15 protein-coding genes are annotated in these 18,146 nt (G+C 73.1%); 3 read left to right on the top strand and 12 right to left on the bottom strand.

Annotation, left to right across the window (positions count from 1 at the left end):
- Positions 1-33 precede the first annotated feature (33 nt).
- Complete coding sequence (locus tag ABT160_RS10420; RefSeq protein ID WP_351646069.1) at positions 34-1,920, top strand: S9 family peptidase; 1,887 nt, start codon at positions 34-36, stop codon at positions 1,918-1,920.
- A 264-nt stretch (positions 1,921-2,184) separates the two neighbouring features.
- The gene (locus ABT160_RS10415) at positions 2,185-2,943 is read left to right on the top strand and encodes an SURF1 family protein (protein WP_351646067.1); all 759 of its coding nucleotides are present in this window, start codon (positions 2,185-2,187) and stop codon (positions 2,941-2,943) included.
- Between the two features lie 187 nt (positions 2,944-3,130).
- Here ABT160_RS10415 and ABT160_RS10410 read toward each other — a convergent pair whose 3' ends face one another.
- The 7 genes from ABT160_RS10410 to ABT160_RS10380 all read right to left on the bottom strand — a co-directional run bounded on the left by ABT160_RS10410 (position 3,131) and on the right by ABT160_RS10380 (position 9,937).
- Positions 3,131-4,447, bottom strand: coding sequence for a hypothetical protein (locus ABT160_RS10410; RefSeq protein ID WP_351646066.1), 1,317 nt, complete (start codon positions 4,445-4,447; stop codon positions 3,131-3,133).
- Positions 4,444-5,019, bottom strand: a complete 576-nt coding sequence (locus tag ABT160_RS10405) for a SigE family RNA polymerase sigma factor (protein ID WP_351646284.1) — start codon at positions 5,017-5,019, stop codon at positions 4,444-4,446. The genes ABT160_RS10410 and ABT160_RS10405 overlap by 4 nt, the downstream gene beginning before the upstream one ends.
- Before the next feature lie 575 nt (positions 5,020-5,594).
- Positions 5,595-6,656 carry an aspartate-semialdehyde dehydrogenase gene (locus ABT160_RS10400; RefSeq protein ID WP_351646065.1) on the bottom strand — a complete coding sequence of 354 codons (1,062 nt, stop codon included), beginning with the start codon at positions 6,654-6,656 and terminating at the stop codon, positions 5,595-5,597.
- The gene (locus ABT160_RS10395) at positions 6,653-7,933 is read right to left on the bottom strand and encodes an aspartate kinase (RefSeq protein ID WP_351646062.1); all 1,281 of its coding nucleotides are present in this window, start codon (positions 7,931-7,933) and stop codon (positions 6,653-6,655) included. The genes ABT160_RS10400 and ABT160_RS10395 overlap by 4 nt, the downstream gene beginning before the upstream one ends.
- Positions 7,934-8,177: 244 nt before the next feature.
- The gene (locus tag ABT160_RS10390) at positions 8,178-8,837 is read right to left on the bottom strand and encodes a DUF5063 domain-containing protein (protein WP_351646060.1); all 660 of its coding nucleotides are present in this window, start codon (positions 8,835-8,837) and stop codon (positions 8,178-8,180) included.
- Positions 8,838-8,875: 38 nt separating this feature from the next.
- A complete protein-coding gene (gene recR, locus ABT160_RS10385) occupies positions 8,876-9,475 on the bottom strand; it encodes a recombination mediator RecR (RefSeq protein ID WP_188276897.1) in 600 nt (199 codons plus the stop codon).
- A 117-nt stretch (positions 9,476-9,592) separates the two neighbouring features.
- On the bottom strand, positions 9,593-9,937 hold the full coding sequence (locus ABT160_RS10380; RefSeq protein WP_351646058.1) for a YbaB/EbfC family nucleoid-associated protein: 345 nt from the start codon (positions 9,935-9,937) through the stop codon (positions 9,593-9,595).
- A gap of 420 nt (positions 9,938-10,357) precedes the next feature.
- Between ABT160_RS10380 and ABT160_RS10375 the strand changes: the two genes are divergently transcribed.
- On the top strand, positions 10,358-11,107 hold the full coding sequence (locus tag ABT160_RS10375) for an SLATT domain-containing protein (protein ID WP_351646056.1): 750 nt from the start codon (positions 10,358-10,360) through the stop codon (positions 11,105-11,107).
- Positions 11,108-11,686: 579 nt separating this feature from the next.
- Here ABT160_RS10375 and ABT160_RS10370 read toward each other — a convergent pair.
- The 5 genes from ABT160_RS10370 to ABT160_RS10350 all read right to left on the bottom strand — a co-directional run bounded on the left by ABT160_RS10370 (position 11,687) and on the right by ABT160_RS10350 (position 17,864).
- Positions 11,687-12,445, bottom strand: a complete 759-nt coding sequence (locus ABT160_RS10370) for a class I SAM-dependent methyltransferase (RefSeq protein WP_351646055.1) — start codon at positions 12,443-12,445, stop codon at positions 11,687-11,689.
- A gap of 135 nt (positions 12,446-12,580) precedes the next feature.
- Positions 12,581-13,234 (bottom strand): putative DNA-mimic protein, encoded by a 654-nt coding sequence (locus ABT160_RS10365; protein WP_351646053.1) that lies wholly within the window; start codon positions 13,232-13,234, stop codon positions 12,581-12,583.
- A 62-nt stretch (positions 13,235-13,296) separates the two neighbouring features.
- Complete coding sequence (locus tag ABT160_RS10360; protein WP_351646051.1) at positions 13,297-15,729, bottom strand: glycosyltransferase; 2,433 nt, start codon at positions 15,727-15,729, stop codon at positions 13,297-13,299.
- Between the two features lie 4 nt (positions 15,730-15,733).
- On the bottom strand, positions 15,734-16,435 hold the full coding sequence (locus ABT160_RS10355; protein ID WP_351646048.1) for a GntR family transcriptional regulator: 702 nt from the start codon (positions 16,433-16,435) through the stop codon (positions 15,734-15,736).
- A 73-nt stretch (positions 16,436-16,508) separates the two neighbouring features.
- Positions 16,509-17,864 carry an aspartate aminotransferase family protein gene (locus ABT160_RS10350; RefSeq protein WP_351646046.1) on the bottom strand — a complete coding sequence of 452 codons (1,356 nt, stop codon included), beginning with the start codon at positions 17,862-17,864 and terminating at the stop codon, positions 16,509-16,511.
- Positions 17,865-18,146 lie beyond the last annotated feature (282 nt).

Below are 18,146 nucleotides of genomic sequence, written 5' to 3'. Positions count from 1 at the left end.
CGGGATGTCCTCCGACCGGCGCATCATGGGGCCATGACTGAGAGCACCGCAGGTCCCACGCCCACCCCCGTCACCTCCCCCGGATCCCCCGGCTCCCCGGCCGCGTCCCCCTCCTCCCCCGCGTGGGAGCAGCGCTTCCGGGCCGCCCGGGTCTCGCTGCCCGAGTGGGCCGACGACGCGCCCGAGCGCTCGCTGTTCGTGTCGAACGCGACGGGGACGTACGAGCTGTACGCATGGGACCGGGCCGGAGGTGGGCAGCGCCAGGCCACGGACCGGCCCAACGGCACGACCGACGGGACGCTCACGCCCGACGGCGCCTGGATCTGGTGGTTCTCCGACACCGACGGGGACGAGTTCGGCACCTGGATGCGCCAGCCCTTCGGCGGGGGCCCCGACGAGCCCGCGGTGCCGGGCCTGGAGCCCTCCTACTCCGCGGGGCTCGCGCTGGGCCGGGACGGGACGGCCGTGGTGGGGCGCTCCACGGACGAGGACGGCACCACCGTGCACGTGGCGGCGCCCGGCGGGGCCGCGCCCGTGGAGATCTACCGGCACCGGGAGTCGGCGCACGTCGGGGACCTCTCGTACGACGGTTCGCTGATCGCGATCGAGCACACCGAGCACGGGGACGCCATGCACTCGGCGATCCGCGTGGTGCGCCCGGACGGCTCGGTGGTGGCCGAGCTCGACGACACCGAGGGCGGTACGCACGAGCTGGGCCTGGAGGTGCTGGGCTTCGCCCCCGTGGCGGGCGACACCCGGCTGCTCGTCGGGCACCAGCGGCGGGGGCGCTGGGAGCCGCTGCTCTGGGACGTGGCCACGGGCGAGCAGCGGGACCTCGCGATCGAGCTGCCGGGCGACGTGAGCGCCGACTGGTTCCCGGACGCGTCCGGACTGCTGGTGGGGCATGAGTACGAGGCCCGCGGCGAGCTGTGGCGGTACGACCTGGCGGCGGGCGCGCTGGAGCGCATCGAGACACCCGCGGGGTCGGTGGGCGGGGCGACGGCACGGCCGGACGGGGCCGTGGAGTACCTGTGGTCGTCGGCGGCGGTGCCCTCCTCGGTGCGGTCCACGGCCGGCGGGGTGGTGCTGCGGGCGCCGGGGCCGCGGGCGCCCGAGTCGGTGCCGGTGGAGGACGTCTGGGTCGAGGGGCCCGGGGGCCGCGTGCACGCGCTGGTGCAGCGCCCGGCGGGGAGCGCGGGGCCGCTGCCGACGGTGTTCGAGATCCACGGGGGGCCGACCTGGCACGACAGTGACGAGTTCGTGGCGGGGACGGCCGCCTGGGTGGACCACGGGTTCGCGGTGGTGCGGGTGAACTACCGGGGGTCGACGGGGTACGGACGGGCCTGGACGGACGCGCTGAAGCACCGGGTCGGGCTGATCGAGCTGGAAGACATCGCGGCGGTGCGCGAGTGGGCGGTGGCCTCCGGGCTCGCCGACCCGGAGCGGCTGGTGCTGGCCGGGGGCTCGTGGGGCGGGTACCTGACGCTGCTGGGGCTCGGCACGCAGCCGGAGGCGTGGGCGCTGGGGCTCGCGGCGGTGCCGGTCGCGGACTACGTGACCGCGTACCACGACGAGATGGAGGCGCTGAAGGCGATGGACCGCACGCTGCTCGGCGGGACGCCGGAGGAGGTCCCGGAGCGGTACGCGGCCTCGTCCCCGCTGACGTACGTGGACCGGGTGAAGGCGCCGGTGTACATCTCGGCCGGGGTGAACGACCCGCGCTGCCCGATCCAGCAGGTGGAGAACTACGTGGACCGGCTGGCGGCACGCGGGGCGGTGCACGAGGTGTACCGGTACGACGCGGGGCACGGGTCGCTGGTGGTCGACGAGCGGATCAAGCAGGTCCGCCTGGAGCTGGACTTCACGATCCGGCACCTGGGGCTGCCGCAGGGACCGGAGGGAGGGGAGGGCCGGCAGTAGGGGAGCCGGGGTCGGCATCGGGATCGGGGGGCCGGGGTCGGGGAGCCGGGATCGGAGGGGCCGGGGTCGGAATCGGGTGAGGCCGGGGTCGGGGGGCCGGGATCCGGGGGGCGAGGACGACCAGGATCAGGAGGAGGGGCGGGGCCCGGGAGAGCGGCGCCGGGGAGGGGCGGGGCGGAGGAGGCGGGGGGCCGGAGGCGGGGGTGGGGGTGGGAAGCGGGGGGCGGCGCGGGGGGCGGGGGGTGGGTTCCGTACCTTGGTGGGGTGTACCGGTTCATGCTGACGCCCCGTTGGTGGGGGATCAACGTCTTCGTGCTGCTCGCCATCCCGTTCTGCGTCTTCATGGGGACCTGGCAGCTCGGGAAGTTCGAGGACCGGGTGGAGACGCACCAGGCCGCCGAGAAGGAGCCCGCGCCCGGTGACCGGGCCGCCGCACCGCTGGACGAGCTGTTGCCCGTCGACCAGAAGACCTCGGGCCGTCCGGCCACGGCCTCGGGGACGTACGGGGAGCAGTTCCTCGTCCCGGACCGCGAGCTGGACGGCAGGACCGGGTCGTACGTGCTGACGCTGCTCAGGACGGACGGCGGCAGGACGCTTCCGGTCGTACGGGGCTGGCTCCCGGCGGGTGGCAAGGCGCCCGCGGCTCCGGGCGGGCGGGTCACCGTGACCGGTGCGCTGCAGGCCTCGGAGAACTCGGGTACCAAGGGCGTGCGCACCGCGGGCGGGCTGCCCCAGGGGCAGCTCGGGATGATCAGTGCCGCGTCGCTGGTCAACCTGGTGCCGCAGGGCGTGGACGTCTACGACGCGTGGATCACTCTGGAGAAGGCGTCCGGGGGTCTGGTGGCCGTGCCGGCGGCGGCGCCGCAGGGGACGGGGCTCGACCTGAAGGCGTTCCAGAACCTGGGGTACACCGGGGAGTGGTTCGTGTTCGCCGGGTTCGTGCTCTTCATGTGGTTCAGGCTGCTGCGGCGGGAGCGCGAGGCCGCCAGGGACGCCCGGCTGGGGATCAGCGAGGCCGCGTAGGGCGGTGCGCCGGGGTCGCGGGTGCCGCGCCCGGAGCCGACAGGGCGGGCCGAAGCCGACAGGGCCGAAGCCGCCGGGGCTACCCGGGGCTACCCGGGGCCGGTGCGCACGCCGGCCGGGGGTCACTTCCGATCCGGGGCGCCATGCTTGCGCCGCGCTCACTCTCCGTTCAGGGTGGGCGCCGGGCTCACTCCGCGTTCAGGACGCCCGTGCGGTAGATGGTGCCCGCGCAGGCGTTCGGGATGGTGGCTTCCGCCGAGGGGGCGCCGGGCTCGGCCGTGTGCGTGACCGACACGCTGCCCTCCGCCGGGCCGCCGCCGTCCGCGGAGTCCAGCTGGGTCTGGGTGTTCGGGGCGGTGTCGCTGCCCGATCCGGTGGAGCCGCTGGTGGTGCCGCCGGTCTCGGCCGGGGTGCTCGGGTCCGGGGACTGCGGCGTGGGACAGGTCTCCGTGGGGACCCAGGCGAACTTCACCTCGTACGCCGTGGAGGGCTTCAGCAGCAGCTGGCGGGACTCGCTGGATGGGTCGGGCAGGCCGCTGGCGGCGTCGCCCGCGGTGTGCTCGACCACGTTGATCTTCGAGGCGTTCGCGGCGCCGGCGACCTGGAAGCCGACGGTTCCGGCGCCGGACACGGCGCAGTCCTTGCCGGACACGTTGGAGATCCGAAAGGTGCCGTACACCCGGCCCTGGGCGTCCGGCTTGTCGGTCTGGGCGGACTTCACGCCCAGCTGGCCGGGCTCGCAGGTGGGCGAGGTCACGGGCACGGTGTTCGGCGGTACGGCTCCGGTGCCGCCGGTCGCGGTCCCGGCCGTGCCGGTCGCGGACTCCTGCGGGGAGCGGGTGCCATCGGGCCGGACCGGGCCGGTGCCGGGGTCGCCCGAGGGCCGGTCGTGGCCCCTCTCGCCGCCCTCGGAGCCGGTCTCGGCGCCGGTGCCGTCCTGGGCGTCCTCGCCGTGCCCGGCCTTGACCGCCCGGGCGTCGGCGGAGTCCGAGGAGGTCGCCACGTGGACGAAGGCCGGCACCGCGGTGCCGACGAGCAGGGCCGCCGCGGCCACGCCGACGAGCGCCTGGCGCTTGCGGGCGCGGCGGGTGGGGATCGCCCGGCGCAGGTGGTCCAGGGCCTGCTCGGAGGGCTCCAGGTCCTGGACGGCGCCCTGGAGGAGCCGGCGCAGGGCCTGTTCGTCCGGGCCGAGGGGGCCGGCCCCGCGATCAGCCCCGTGGCCCGACTCGTGGTCAGCCCCGTGGTCCGGTCCGTGGCCCGGTCCGTGGCCAGCCCCGGTGGCCGATCCGTAGCCCGGCCCGTAGCCCGGTCGGTGACCCGATCCGTGGCCCGGTCCGTAGCCCGGTCCGTGGTCAGCCCTGTGGCCCGGCCCGTGATCCGGTCCGTTGGCCGGTCCCTTGCCCCGTCCGTCGTGCGGGCCGTTGTTCAGCATCTCGTTCCCAGTCCGGTCGTCAAACGGCCCGTCCGGCCCGTGCTGCTCGAAGCGTTTCCCGCGGTCCGTCATGCCGTGGCCTCCATGGCGACGCGCAGCGCCGCGATGCCACGCGAGCCGTACGCCTTCACCGAGCCCAGGGATATGCCCAGCGTCTCGGCGACCTGGGCCTCCGTCATGTCGGCGAAGTACCGCAGGACCAGCACCTCGCGCTGGCGGCGCTGGAGGCCGCGCATCGCCTTGATCAGCGCGTCCCGCTCCAGCTGGTCGTACGCACCCTCCTCGGCGCTGGCCATGTCGGGCATCGGCTTGGACAGGAGCTTCAGCCCGAGGATGCGCCGACGCAGCGCGGAGCGGGAGAGGTTGACGACGGTCTGGCGCAGGTACGCCAGGGTCTTCTCGGGCTCGCGGACCCGGTTGCGGGCGGAGTGGACGCGGATGAAGGCCTCCTGCACGACGTCCTCGCAGGAGGCGGTGTCGTCGAGGAGCAGGGCGGCCAGGCCCAGCAGCGAGCGGTAGTGCGCGCGGTAGGTCTCGGTGAGGTGGTCGACGGTGGTGCCCGCAGCCATGACGTCGTCAGCACCCTCGCGGGGGGACGGTATCCGGCTGGGCCGTGCGGTGGGCATGGGCGCGATCACCGGCATTCCGCCGGACGGGCGGGGCCGCCGGAGCGGGCGCACGGAAGCGCCGCGGACCGGGACCACGGCCGTGCCGCGGAGCGGGACCACCGCTGCGATGTCGAGAACCTCTGCTGCCACGCCAGTTGGACACGCTTCCCCCCGTCAGGGTTGTACGCGTACGCCACCGCTTTTGACGGTGCCCCGATTGCCCTCATGCGTACTCGCTCTTCCCCAATGCCCTTTTCTCGCGGCACCGTGAAGGGGCGACCGCATAGACGCTCCCCGCCCAACTACCGGTTGCAGAGAGGGGGACAAACATCGTCGAACATGCAACACCGCAGGACAAGGCGCCCAGACCAGGTGCTTGCTCACAGGGTGTTCACAGATCCTACAAAGTGAAACGATCACGCGTTCACGATTTCCGGACGGATTCACGGGATCTTCGGAACCCTTGGGGCAAAAGACCCTACACGTGTCAGCAAAAGTCCCGGGATGGCGACGGAAACCTTCACGAGCGGAAGCCGTTCCCGGCCGTTCCCGCACGGGCGCAAGCCCTTCCAAAAAGGTCAAGAGGGTCAGGACCGCGAGGCCCAACAGGGTCAGGACGACAGCGCCAGTTCCGCCGCCACCGCTTCCGCGATCTGCGCCGTGTTCAGCGCCGCGCCCTTGCGCAGGTTGTCCCCGCACACGAAGAGCTCCAGGCCGTGCTCGTCGTCCAGCGAGCGGCGCACCCGCCCGACCCAGGTCGGATCGGTGCCGACCACGTCGGCGGGCGTGGGGAAGTCCCGCGACTCGGGGTCGTCGTACAGGACGACGCCCGGCGAGGTCGCCAGGATCTCGTGGGCGCGCGCCACGGTGACCGGGTTCTCGAAGCGGGCGTGCACCGACAGGGAGTGGGCGGTGACGACCGGGACGCGGACGCAGGTGGCGGAGACCCGCAGCGCGGGCAGGTCGAGCACCTTGCGGGTCTCGGCGCGCAGCCGCAGCTCCTCGGAGGACCAGCCGTCCTCGCACACCTCGCCCGACCACGGCACCACGTTGAGCGCGAGCGGGGCGGGGAAGGGGCCGGTGTCGTCGCCGACGGCGCGGCGTACGTCGCCGGGCTTGGTGCCCAGTTCGGTGCCGGCGACCAGGGCGAGCTGGGAGCGCAGGGCGGCGACGCCCTCGGTCCCGGCGCCGCTGGCGGCCTGGCAGGCGTTGACGACCAGCTCGGTGACGCCGAACTCGGCGTGCAGGGCGCCCACGGCCACGATCAGGGCCAGGGTGCTGCAGCCGGGGCTGGCGACGATGCCGCGCGGGCGGACCCGTACGGCGGGGCGGTTGATCTCGGGGACGACCAGCGGCACGTCCGGGTCGGCCCGGAACGCGGCGGAGTTGTCCACGACCACCGCGCCCTTGGCGGCGGCGACCGGCGCCCACTGGGCGGCGACCTCGGCCGGCGCCAGGAAGAGCGCGACGTCCACGCCGTCGAGGGCCTCCTCGGTGAGCGGGAGGACCTCGCTCTCCCCGCCGCGCACGGCCAGCTTGCGGCCGGCCGAGCGCGGCGAGGCGATCAGGCGGATGTCGCCCCAGACGTCAGCGTGCTGCGTGAGGATCTGGAGCATGACCGCGCCGACGGCCCCGGTCGCTCCGACGACCGCGAGCGTCGGCTTGCGGGTCATCGGCCGGTGCCTCCATAGACCACGGCCTCGTCGGTGTCGCTGTCCAGGCCGAAGGCCGTGTGGACGGCGCGGACCGCCTCGTTGACGTCGTCGGCGCGGGTGACGACCGAGATGCGGATCTCCGAGGTGGAGATCAGCTCGATGTTCACGCCCGCGTCGGTGAGCGCCTCGAAGAAGGCCGCGGTGACGCCGGGGTTGGTCTTCATGCCCGCGCCGACCAGGGAGATCTTGGCGATCTGGTCGTCGTAGCGCAGGGACTCGAAGCCGATGACGGCGCGCTGCTTCTCCAGGGCGTCGATGGCCTTGCGGCCCTCGGCCTTGGGGAGCGTGAAGGAGATGTCGGTCAGGCCGGTGGCGGCGGCCGACACGTTCTGCACGATCATGTCGAGGTTGATCTCGGCATCGGCGATCGTACGGAAGATGGACGCGGCCTCGCCCGGCTTGTCGGGGACGCCGACGACGGTGATCTTCGCCTCGGAGGTGTCGTGGGCGACGCCCGAGATGATGGCCTGCTCCACCTGCTGTTCCCCTTGCGCTTCGGGCTTCTCGTTGCTGACCCAGGTGCCCTGGAGTCCGGAGAAGGACGACCGGACGTGGATCGGGATGTTGTACCGCCGGGCGTACTCGACGCACCGGTGGAGCAGCACCTTGGAGCCGGAGCTGGCGAGCTCCAGCATGTCCTCGAAGGAGATCCGGTCGATCTTCTTCGCCTTCTTCACCACGCGCGGGTCGGCGGTGAACACGCCGTCCACGTCGGTGTAGATCTCGCACACCTCGGCGTCCAGCGCCGCGGCGAGGGCGACGGCCGTGGTGTCCGAGCCGCCGCGGCCGAGGGTGGTGATGTCCTTCTTGTCCTGGGAGACACCCTGGAACCCGGCGACGATGGCGATGTTGCCCTCGTCGAGGGCGGTCCGGATGCGGCCCGGCGTGACGTCGATGATCCGCGCCTTGTTGTGCACCGAGTCGGTGATCACACCGGCCTGGCTGCCCGTGAAGGACTGGGCTTTGTGCCCGAGGTTCTTGATCGCCATGGCGAGCAGCGCCATGGAGATGCGCTCACCCGCCGTGAGCAGCATGTCGAATTCCCGGCCGGTCGGCATCGGGGATACCTGCTCGGCGAGATCGATCAACTCGTCCGTCGTGTCGCCCATCGCGGAAACCACGACGACCACCTGGTGGCCGTTCTTCTTGGCTTCCACGATCCGCTTGGCGACGCGCTTGATGCCCTCGGCATCGGCAACGGAGGAGCCTCCGTACTTCTGCACGACAAGGCCCACGTGCGCTCCTCGCTCAGTCCATTACTGCGGTCGGCTCAGTCTAACGAGCGGCCCGGAAACGCCTCCCCCCGGTCACATCGTGAGATGTCCCGCTCACCCAGTGATCAAGGGGTACGGCTCCGGGGCCGCCCGAACACGTCCCTGCCCCGCCCCGCCGGGGATATCCGGAACGTGGTCCACGTCACGGACGGGCGCGAAGGAGCAGGAAGGACCGAAGAAGGGGAGGCCGCAGGGGCAAGGACCGCTACTGGACCGTCCGCAGCCCCAGCGGCCCGGCGATCTCCTCGGCCATCACGCGCCCCGCCTCCTCGGCGAGCGCGTCCTCGGCCAGGTCCTCGTCGGTGTCCAGGCCGTCCAGCGCGTCGAGCGGCTGGTCGAGGCGGACGTGGGCGACCAGGGACTGCAGGGCGCGCAGGGTGGCGGAGGCGGTGGGGCCCCAGTTGGAGAAGTAGGAGAACTGCCACCACCACAGGGCCTCGGTGGTGCGGCCCGCGCGGTAGTGGGCCAGGCCGTGCCGCAGGTCGGTGACGATGTCGGCCAGGTTGTCGGAGATCCGGCAGGCCACGGGGGCCTTGCGGGGCTCGTACGGGTCGAAGACCTCGGAGAAGACGTCGACCGGGTCGAGCATCACGGCGAACCGCTCGCGCAGCTCGTCCACGTCCAGGTCGGGACCCGTGTCCGGCTCGTAGCGCTCCTCGGGGAGGATGTCCTCGTGCGCGCCCAGGCGGCCGCCCGCGAGCAGCAGCTGCGAGACCTCCAGGAGGAGGAACGGCACGGCGCTGTCGGGCTCGTCGCCCTTGGCCACTTCCATGGTGGCCACGATGAAGCTCTCGATGGAGTCCGCGATCTGGACCGCGAAGTCATCGGGGTCCGGGGCGACGGAGTGCGGGGTGGCGTCGGACATCGAGGCGGCCTCCTTAGAGCGCGCGGGCCCTGTCGTCGTCATACATCTAGCAGCCTCCGCCCCTCGAAGGCCCGTCCCAGGGTCACCTCGTCGGCGTACTCCAGGTCGCCGCCGACGGGGAGGCCGCTGGCCAGACGGGTGACCTTGAGGCCCATCGGCTTGATCATGCGGGCGAGGTACGTGGCCGTGGCCTCGCCCTCCAGATTGGGGTCGGTCGCCAGGATCAGCTCGGTGACCGTGCCGTCCGCGAGGCGGGCGAGCAGCTCACGGATGCGCAGGTCGTCCGGGCCGACGCCCTCGATCGGGCTGATCGCGCCGCCGAGGACGTGGTAGCGCCCCCGGAACTCGCGGGTCCGCTCGATCGCCACGACGTCCTTGGGCTCCTCCACGACGCAGATGACGGAGAGGTCGCGCCGCGGGTCGCGGCAGATGTTGCACTGCTCCTGCTGCGCCACGTTGCCGCAGACCGCGCAGAAGCGGACCTTGTCCTTCACCTCGAGGAGGGCGTGGGCGAGGCGGCGCACGTCGGTGGGCTCGGCCTGCAGGATGTGGAAGGCGATCCGCTGCGCGCTCTTGGGACCGACGCCGGGCAGCCTGCCGAGCTCGTCGATGAGGTCCTGGACCACGCCTTCGTACAACGGAACGCCTCTCTGGGCTCTGCTCTGAGTCTCGCTCTAGGTCCTGCTGGGGTTCTGCTGGGTCCTGCTGGTTCCTGCTGGGGCGGTGCGGTGGTACGTACGGTAGTGGGGCCGGGCTCAGAACGGCAGGCCGGGGATCCCGCCACCGCCGCCGAGGCCCTGCGCCAGCGGGCCGAGCTTCTGCTGCTGGAGCGCCTGGGCGTTCTCGTTGGCCGCCTGGACCGCGGCGACCACCAGGTCGGCCAAGGTCTCGGTGTCCTCGGGGTCGACCGCCTTGGGGTCGATGACCAGGTTGCGCAGCTCGCCGGAGCCGGTCACGGTCGCCTTGACCAGACCGCCGCCCGCCTGGCCCTCGACCTCGGTCTGCGCCAGCTCTTCCTGGGCCCGGGCGAGGTCCTGCTGCATCTTCTGGGCCTGCTGGAGCAGCTGCTGCATGTTGGGCTGGCCACCACCGGGGATCACGGTCACTCCTGAGGTCGTCTGAGGTCGTTCTGATCGGCTGTTCTGGTACGGCCGAGCCTACGTGCTCCCCGGGCGGTGTGCCCCGCCTCAGTGAGACCAACTCTTTCGAGTGAGAGAGGGGCGGCTCCCTTACCTGATCACGCCCCCCTTGTGGGGGGAAATACCGGGATTTCTGGCACACGCCCCACCATTCGGCGGTAGGAAGGTATCCGCACCGGTACGTGACGCGGGCACCAGGCGTCACAGCGGGGGTGCCGCGGGGGCTGTTCCTGGGCCCCTTGCTTGCACGTCTTGTTTGTACGTCTTGCTTGTACGACTTGCTTGTACGACTTGCTTGTACGTCCCTGCTCGTACGCGTCCCTACCTGTACGCGTCCCTACTTACGTCCCTACTCACGCAGAGCGCAGAGGAGTGCCCCGGATGAGCCAGCCGGAGATGCAGCCCGGGGGCCCGGCCCGGGAGGAGGGGGACGCGTGGCAGCAGCCTCCGCTGCGCGACCTGACCGGCCGGCCGTTCCCCCTGGGCGACTGGGGTGAGCCCGCGGAGCGCCTGGACGAGCTGTACCGCTGGGTGGAGGGCACCGCGCTGCGGACGGCCGAGTGGTACCTGTCGGACCGGGTGTGGAAGCGCCGGGCGGCCCGCGCGCTGCGGGCCGGGACCGCGGTCGGCGTGGTCGCCGGCGCGGCGCTGCCGCTGCTCGACCTGACCGGGATCGCCGGGGTGGCCGGCGGGGCGGCGGGCTGGGGGTACCTGCTGCTGCTCCTGGGCGCGGCGTGCGTGGGGTGCGACCGGTACTTCGGGCTGACCTCCGGGTGGATGCGGGACGTGGCGACGGCGCAGGCGGTGCAGCGGAGGCTGCAGTCGCTGCAGTTCGACTGGGCCTCGGAGTCCATCCGCGAGGTGCTCGGCCCGACCGACGGGACGGCGAGCGAGGCGGCGGAGCGGTGCCTGGGGGTGCTGCGGAGGTTCTCGGAGGACGTGACGGAGCTGGTGCGGGCGGAGACGGCGGACTGGATGGTGGAGTTCCGGTCGGGGCCGGCGCCGTTGGTGATGCAGTCGGTGGGGGGTGGGGGGTGTCGGCCGGAGCCGTTGCCGCATCCGAGTCGCTTCCCGTTGCCGCCGGGGACGCGGCCCAACATGCCGCGGCAGCGGCCGCCGGAGCCGCGCTGAACAATCGTTCCGCCGCGCCTGTGGCCCGGGCCACGGGGCCCGGTGCCCGTCCGTTGGGCGTGGCGGTACGGGTCCGGGCCCGGGTCCGTCCGTTGGGCCTGGTGCACGGGGTGCGGGCCTTGGGCCACGGGGGCGGCGCCCGTCTGCTGGGTCCGGCGCACGGGGTGCGGGCCTTGAGGGTCCCCTCCCCGCCCCTTCCCGAAAGCCTCCGGCGGTAGAAGGGGGAAGGTTTTACGGGGGCTTCGCCCCCGGACCCCCCGCGGGGCTGCGCCCCTGCACCCCCTGGGTCCCTCGGGCCGGGCGGCATCCGACAGCCCGGGGCCTCACGGGACCCCCCGCGGGGCTGCGCCCCTGCACCCCCTGGGGCCGCCGGGCGGGGCGGCATCCGACAGGCTCGGGGCCTCACGGGGGCTTCGCCCCCCGTACGCGGGGCTGCGCCCCTGCACCCCCTGGGTCCCCCGGGCCGGGCGGCGTCCGACAGCCCGGGGCCTCACGGGACCCCCCGCGGGGCTGCGCCCCTGCACCCCCTGGGTTCCCCGGGCGGCGGCCCGCCCGACAGTCCTCGCCCTCCCTATCCCCCTACCTCCCCCGCCTCCACCTCGACCTCCTCCGCACCTCCGGCAGCCCCGGGGGTTCCGCGTTCTTGCCGTTGATGCGGATCAGCGGGCCCCCCGCCACCTCCTCCACCCCGTGCCACAGGTCCTTCCTGTCCTTCAGCCAGTCCAGCAGGCCCCCCGTCCACGGGGACGGGTCCGACCAGGTGCCGTAGAACTTGGTCCCCGTGATGCAGATCGGGCGCAGTCCCTTCGACGCCACCGCGCCCCACACCGCCGCCGCCACCCCCGGGCAGTGCTCCGCCCTGAAGTCGTCGAAGGCCACGATCCCGTCCGGCGCCAGCAGCGTCCGCGCCGAGTCGACGTCCGTGTCCACGTGCTCGTACAGGTGCGACGCGTCCACGTGTACGAAGCGGCAGCTCCCGGGGTCCACCTCCGACACCACCACCGACGTCGGGGCCTGGACGATCCGGGGCAGCGACGCGTGGAACGCCCGGTAGTTCGTCTCGAACGCCCGCCGCGTCAGCGTCGCGTACGAGCGGTTCATCTCCTCGTCGTTCGACGCGTCCGGCGCCGGCGAGTCGAAGAGGTCGCACACCGTGAACCGCTCGCCCTCGCGCAGCCGTTCACCCATGAAGATGGCGCTCTTGCCCAGGTAGGCGCCCATCTCCAGCAGGTCCCCGGTCTCCTGCCTGGCCAGGAACCAGTCGAACAGCAGCTGGTCCGCCGGGAAGAACCAGCCCTTCACGTCCGCGTACGTGGAAGGGGCGGGAGGGGTAGACACCTCAGGAGTCCGGGAGGTCTGGGAAGGGGGTGTGGGAGGCATGCCTCCCGTCCTATCTCCCCCAGATGACCTCCAGTTGGCCACCAGGCGCCCCGCGAGGGACCGTCCCCCGTCGGCTCTGTCGGCCCCGTCGGCTCAGCTGAAGATGATCATCGAACCCTGGCCCAGGCTCCTCGTCGCCGCCGCGTGCAGCCCCAGCCACACGTGCCGCTCCCTCGCGAACGGGCTGTCGTCCGGGACCGTCGGGCCCGCCGCCGGTTCCTCCAGTGACGTCGGGCGCTCCGGCGGGCGCGGGGCCGCCGGGGGGTTCGACGGGTCGATGCCGATCGCCGGGGCCACGAACTCCAGCTCCCGCAGCAGGCCCTGGGACGAGCCCAGGGGGCCGCCGCCCGCGAGCAGTTCCTCGTTGGAGAGCGGTGCGGCGAAGTCCACCGGGACGTACGCCCCCGCGTGGTCGTAGTGCCACACCAGGTGCGACTCCTGCGCCGTCGACTCGAACATCTCCAGCAACTGCTCGTAGTCCCCGCCCAGTTCGTCCACCGGCGTCACCGCGAGCCCGCACAGCTGGAGCAGGTACGCGCGCCGCAGGAAGTGCAGCGCGTCGTAGTCGAACCCGGCGACCGGCGCCACGTCGCCGGACAGGCCCGGCATGTAGGCGAAGACCGGGACGCTGGGCAGGCCGGCCTCGTTCAGCGCCTTGTCGTACGCCGCGATCTCCTCGGCGAAGGGGTTGTCGGGGCTGTGGCACAGCACGTCGACAAGGGGAACCAGCCACAGGTCACAGGCCAACGGACGCTCGCTCTCGCTTCGGTGGACGGCACAGCGTAGTGCTCCCCGCACCCGGCGCACAGTCAGTGCGTCGGGTGCACATCCCATACCCATGCGCCGCCGATACGCTTCCCCGCGCCGCCCAACAGTTTCGTCACGGCTTCCTGGAGCACGTCCTCGTTCGGGCCGGGCGGCAGCACGACCACGCCCGCCCGCCAGAACGCGAGGTCGGCGCGGGCCTGCGCCCGCCACGCGGGGCCGATGGTGACCGGGATGTGCCCCTGCCAGCGGACGTCGCGCAGCAGGTTGGAGGTGTGGCGCGGGGACGCCCCGTAGATGCCGACGCGGTCCGGGCCCCAGGGGCCGTTGAAGTAGCCGCCGGGGACGGAGAAGCCCAGGCCGGTGGCCGACTGCCAGTGCAGCGCCTGCGCCCCGCCGGGGTCGGGGAGCGGGACCGGGACGACCGTCTCGCCCTCGCCCAGGTACTGCCGGTAGGTGCCGTCGGCGATGAACGGCGGGATCTCGGCGCGTTCGTACACCGGATAGGGCGTCGGGACGATCGGGAGGAGCGCCGCCCAGACCGCCACCAGGCCCGCCACCCGCCACACCAGCGGACGCGGCGCCCCTTCCTCGGACTCCCCCGCGAGCCGGTCCACCGCCAGTGCCACCAGGATCCCGAGCACCGGCGCGCACACCATCGCCACCCGTGACTCGATGACCGACTCGAACAGCGGTTTGTCCGAAAGCCACTTCCACGGGCCGGTCAGGACTACGTCCGTGTACGGGATCCGGACCTTCTGCCCGAGCGAGAGGAGCGCCGCCGCGAGCCCCGTGAACGCCAGCGCCTTCACCAGCGGGCGCCGCCACAGCCGTACGGTGATCGCGCAGGCCAGTGCCACCAGCGGCCAGCCGTAGAAGGCGTTCTGCTCGGTGCGGTTCATCGCCAGCCGGTCGGCGGTCGCCTCGTCGCCGAGCAGCGAGCGGCCGGAGAACTCCAGGAGCGCCAGCGGGCTGTTGCCCGCGCCCTCGCCGTGCAGCACCGAGTGGTAGCTCTGCGGGCCGAAGAACTGCCAGTACAGCGGGAACGCCACCAGCGGCAGGCTGACCGCCGCCGCGATCCCCAGGCCCTTGGCGAGCGGGCGCCAGGCGGCCCGGGCGGCCTCGCGGTCGGCGGCCGCGTAGGCGAGCGCGAAGAGCAGCATGCCCAGCGCCGCGAGCAGCAGCGGCTCCTCGCCGAGGAAGATCTGGTACGTCGCGAGGAGGCCGAGCAGCACCCCGTCGCGGACCACGCGCCGCCCCTCGCACAGCCGCAGCGCCCGGTCGACGATCAGCGGGACCATGAAGAGGAGCAGGAAGTTGGGGTGGGCGTTGCCGTGCGAGACCATCGGCGGCGCGTAGGCGGCGAGGGCCGCGCCGACGGCCGCCGCCCAGCGGTGGCGCACCAGCCGGCGGGCCAGGAACCAGTACCAGGAGCAGGCCGTCGCGGTCAGTCCGAGGGTGAGGACCAGCGCCCAGGTGACGGTCGGGCCGAAGGCCAGGGTGACCGGGGTGAAGGGCACCGAGACGCCGAGCATCACGGTGTTGGCCATCAGGTTCACGCCGTCGGGGGCGTTCTGGAGCGTGGTGAAGAGCGGGTTGCGCAGGTGGGAGACGTTGTCGGCGGTGACGGCGAAGAACCACTCCCACTGGTTCTGGTCCTGCATCGAGTCGGCCAGGTAGGCGCGGTCCAGGTCGGCCCACAGGTGGCGGTAGAGCAGGAAGGACGCCAGCAGGAAGAGCCCGGTGACCGCGAGGTCCACCGGCCGCACCGCGCGTGCCCGCAGCAGGACGAGTTCACCGAGCACCCGGGCGTAGTCCAGCGGGCGCACCTTGGAGCCCGGCTGGTGGGCCCAGGTCACGGGCACCTCGGTGACCGGCCAGCCGCGGTGGCGGAAGTAGCGCAGCACCTCCACGTCGATGCCCCAGCCGTCGAGCCGGGACGCGGCGAAGGCCTCCCGGGCCCGCTCGCCGTCGAGCAGCTTGAAGCCGCACTGGGTGTCGCGCACCCCGGGCACGGCGACCGCCCTGATCAGCCGGTTGCCCAGGCGGCCGAGCACCTCGCGCGAGCGCCGCTGGTGGACGTCGATGCGGGAGTCGGGGAGCGCGCGCGAGCCGATGACGGCGCCCTCGGCTCCGGGCTCCTTGTCGAGCCGGTCCAGCTCCTCGATGGGGGTGGCCAGGTCGGCGTCGGTGAGCAGCACCCGGCGGCCGTAGGAGGCGAGGACGCCCTGGCGCAGGGCGTGGCCCTTGCCGCGGTTGGCGGGGCCGGAGATGACGTGGATGCGGGGTTCCTCGGCCGCGGCGGCCCGGGCGACCTCGGCGGTGGCGTCGGCGGAGCCGTCGTCGACGACGATCAGTTCCCAGCTGCCCCAGCGGCCGGGGTCCGCGTTGAGGTGGGCGCGGATGGCGTCGAGGGTGGGGCGCAGTCTGCGCTCCTCGTTGTACGCGGGGACGACGACGCTCAGCTCGACGGTCATCGGTTCAGTGGCCCCCGGCCCCGCGGACCGAGGACTCGACGCGGTCGGCCCACTTCAGGGCGTGCTCGTTGTACGCGCGTATGACCGCCCGTACGCCGTCGGGCTCGCCGAGCGTGACCGCGTCCACCAGCTCCTCGTGCCCGCCCCACAGCCAGTCGCGCAGCTGCCGGTCGGCGCGCAGGTGCGGCACGGCGAAGACCCAGGCCTGGACGCGCAGCTTGTGCAGGAAGTCGGCGATGTAGGCGTTGGCGACCAGGGCGCTCAGCTCGCGCCAGAAGCGCAGGTCGTACCCGATGAGGATGTCCAGGTCGCCGGCCCGGGCGGCGCGGGCGGCTTCCTCGCCCCTGCGCCGTACGGAGACGAGCGCGGGCCCGTGCGCGCCGTACAGCACGCTGGCCCGCTCGCTGACCCGGCGGAAGACGCCGTCGACGACCAGGGCGCGGGCCTCGACCATGCCCCGGTAGTCGTCCACCGAGAACTGGTGGACCTTGAAGCCCTTGTGCTGGTCGGAGTCGAGGAGACCCTGCGCGGACAGGTCGACCAGCGCTTCCCGCACGGGCGTCGCGGAGACCCCGTACTGGTCGGCTATCTGCTTGACCGTGAATTCCTGGCCGGGTTGCAAACGCCCCGCGAGGACCTCGTCACGCAGCGCGTCCGCGATCTGCTGCCGCAGGGTGTTGCGGGTCACGGCTCCGCTCGCGGGCATGCTGTCGGCCCCCTCCGTCCGGCTGCGGACACCCTAGACCAGCCGGAGGGGACCGATTTCCACCGGTCGGTCCTCAGCCCGCGTACTCGTCGGCGACGGACAGCGCGGTGTCGAGGGCGGCGAGGCCCTCCTTCACCTCCGCCTCGCTGACGTTGCACGGCGGCACGGCGTGCGTGCGGTTCATGGCGACCAGCGGCCACAGCCCGCTCTTCTTGGCCGCCGCCGCGAAGGCGCCCATGGGCTTGGCGGCCTCGCCCGAGGCGTTGTACGGCACCAGGGGCTCGCGCGTCTCGCGGTCCTTGACCAGCTCCACGGCCCAGAAGACGCCGGTGCCGCGCACGTCGCCGACGGACGGGTGCCGCTCGGCGAGCGCCCGCAGGCCGGGCCCGAGGACGTGCTCGCCGATGTGGGCGGCGTTCTCGACGATCTTCTCCTCGGCCATCACCGTCAGCGTCGCCACGGCGGCGGCGCAGGCCAGCGGGTGCCCGGAGTAGGTGAGACCGCCCGGGAAGGGCTTGTGGTCGAAGGTCGCCGCGATCTCCCCGGAGATCGCCACGCCGCCGAGCGGCACGTACCCCGAGTTCACGCCCTTGGCGAAGGTGATCAGGTCCGGCACCACCCCGAACAGGTCGGCCGCGAACCACGTGCCGGTCCGGCCGAAGCCGGCCATGACCTCGTCCAGGATGAAGACGATCCCGTACCGGTCGCAGATCTCGCGCACGCCGGCGAAGTACCCGGCGGGCGGCACCATGATCCCGGCCGTCCCCGGCACGGCCTCCATGATGATCGCCGCGATCGTCTGCGGCCCCTCGAAGGCGATGGTGTCCTCCAGGTGCTGGAGCGCCCGCTGGCACTCCTGCTCCTCGGTCTCCGCGTAGAACGGCGAGCGGTAGAGGAACGGCGACCAGAAGTGCACCACCCCGGCCGACGCCGAGTCCGACGCCCAGCGCCGGGGGTCGCCGGTCAGGTTGATCGCCGTGTTCGTCGCCCCGTGGTACGAGCGGTACGCGCTCATCACCTTGGTGCGGCCGGTGTGGATGCGGGCCATCCGGACCGCGTTCTCCACGGCCTCGGCGCCGCCGTTGGTGAAGAAGATCTTGTCCAGGTCGCCGGGGGTGCGCTCGGCGATGAGCCGGGCGGCCTCGGAGCGAGCCTCGATCGCGAATGCGGGCGCGAACGTGGCGAGCTTCCCGGCCTGCTCCTGGATCGCCGCGACGACCTTCGGGTGCTGGTAGCCGATGTTGGTGAAGACGAGGCCGCTGGCGAAGTCGAGGTAGCGGTTGCCTTCGTAGTCCCAGAAGTACGAGCCCTCGGCGCCCGCGACGGCGAGCGGGTCGATGAGGGCCTGTGCGGACCAGGAGTGGAACACGTGCGCCCGGTCGGCGGCCTTGACGGCCGCGCCGGTGGCGGGGTCGGGCTGAGGGGTCATGGGGCCACCCTAGATACGCCCAGGTGGGGGCGGCCATGGCCATCTTGTATGCCGGAAGGGGGATGGGTCGGCAGAGTGTCGGGTGCGAGGCCCATCCGGGGTGCCCGCACCCCGGGGGCCCGGGGGCCTGTGCCCTGGGTGCCCGCACCCCGGGGGCCGGGGGGCCGCGCGTGGGGCCCGGGGGGCCGGGGCCCGCCCCCCCGGGGCCCGGGCCCCCCCCCCCCCGGGGGCGGGGGGGGGCCCCCCCGGGGGGGGGGGGGGGGGGCCCCCCCCCGGGGTGGG

Origin of the sequence: Streptomyces sp. NPDC001941, assembly GCF_040296945.1 — a bacterium.
Classification (GTDB): domain Bacteria; phylum Actinomycetota; class Actinomycetes; order Streptomycetales; family Streptomycetaceae; genus Streptomyces.
The sequence above is the reverse complement of the archived record's forward strand: the minus strand, read 5'-3'. Positions and strand labels throughout refer to the sequence as shown.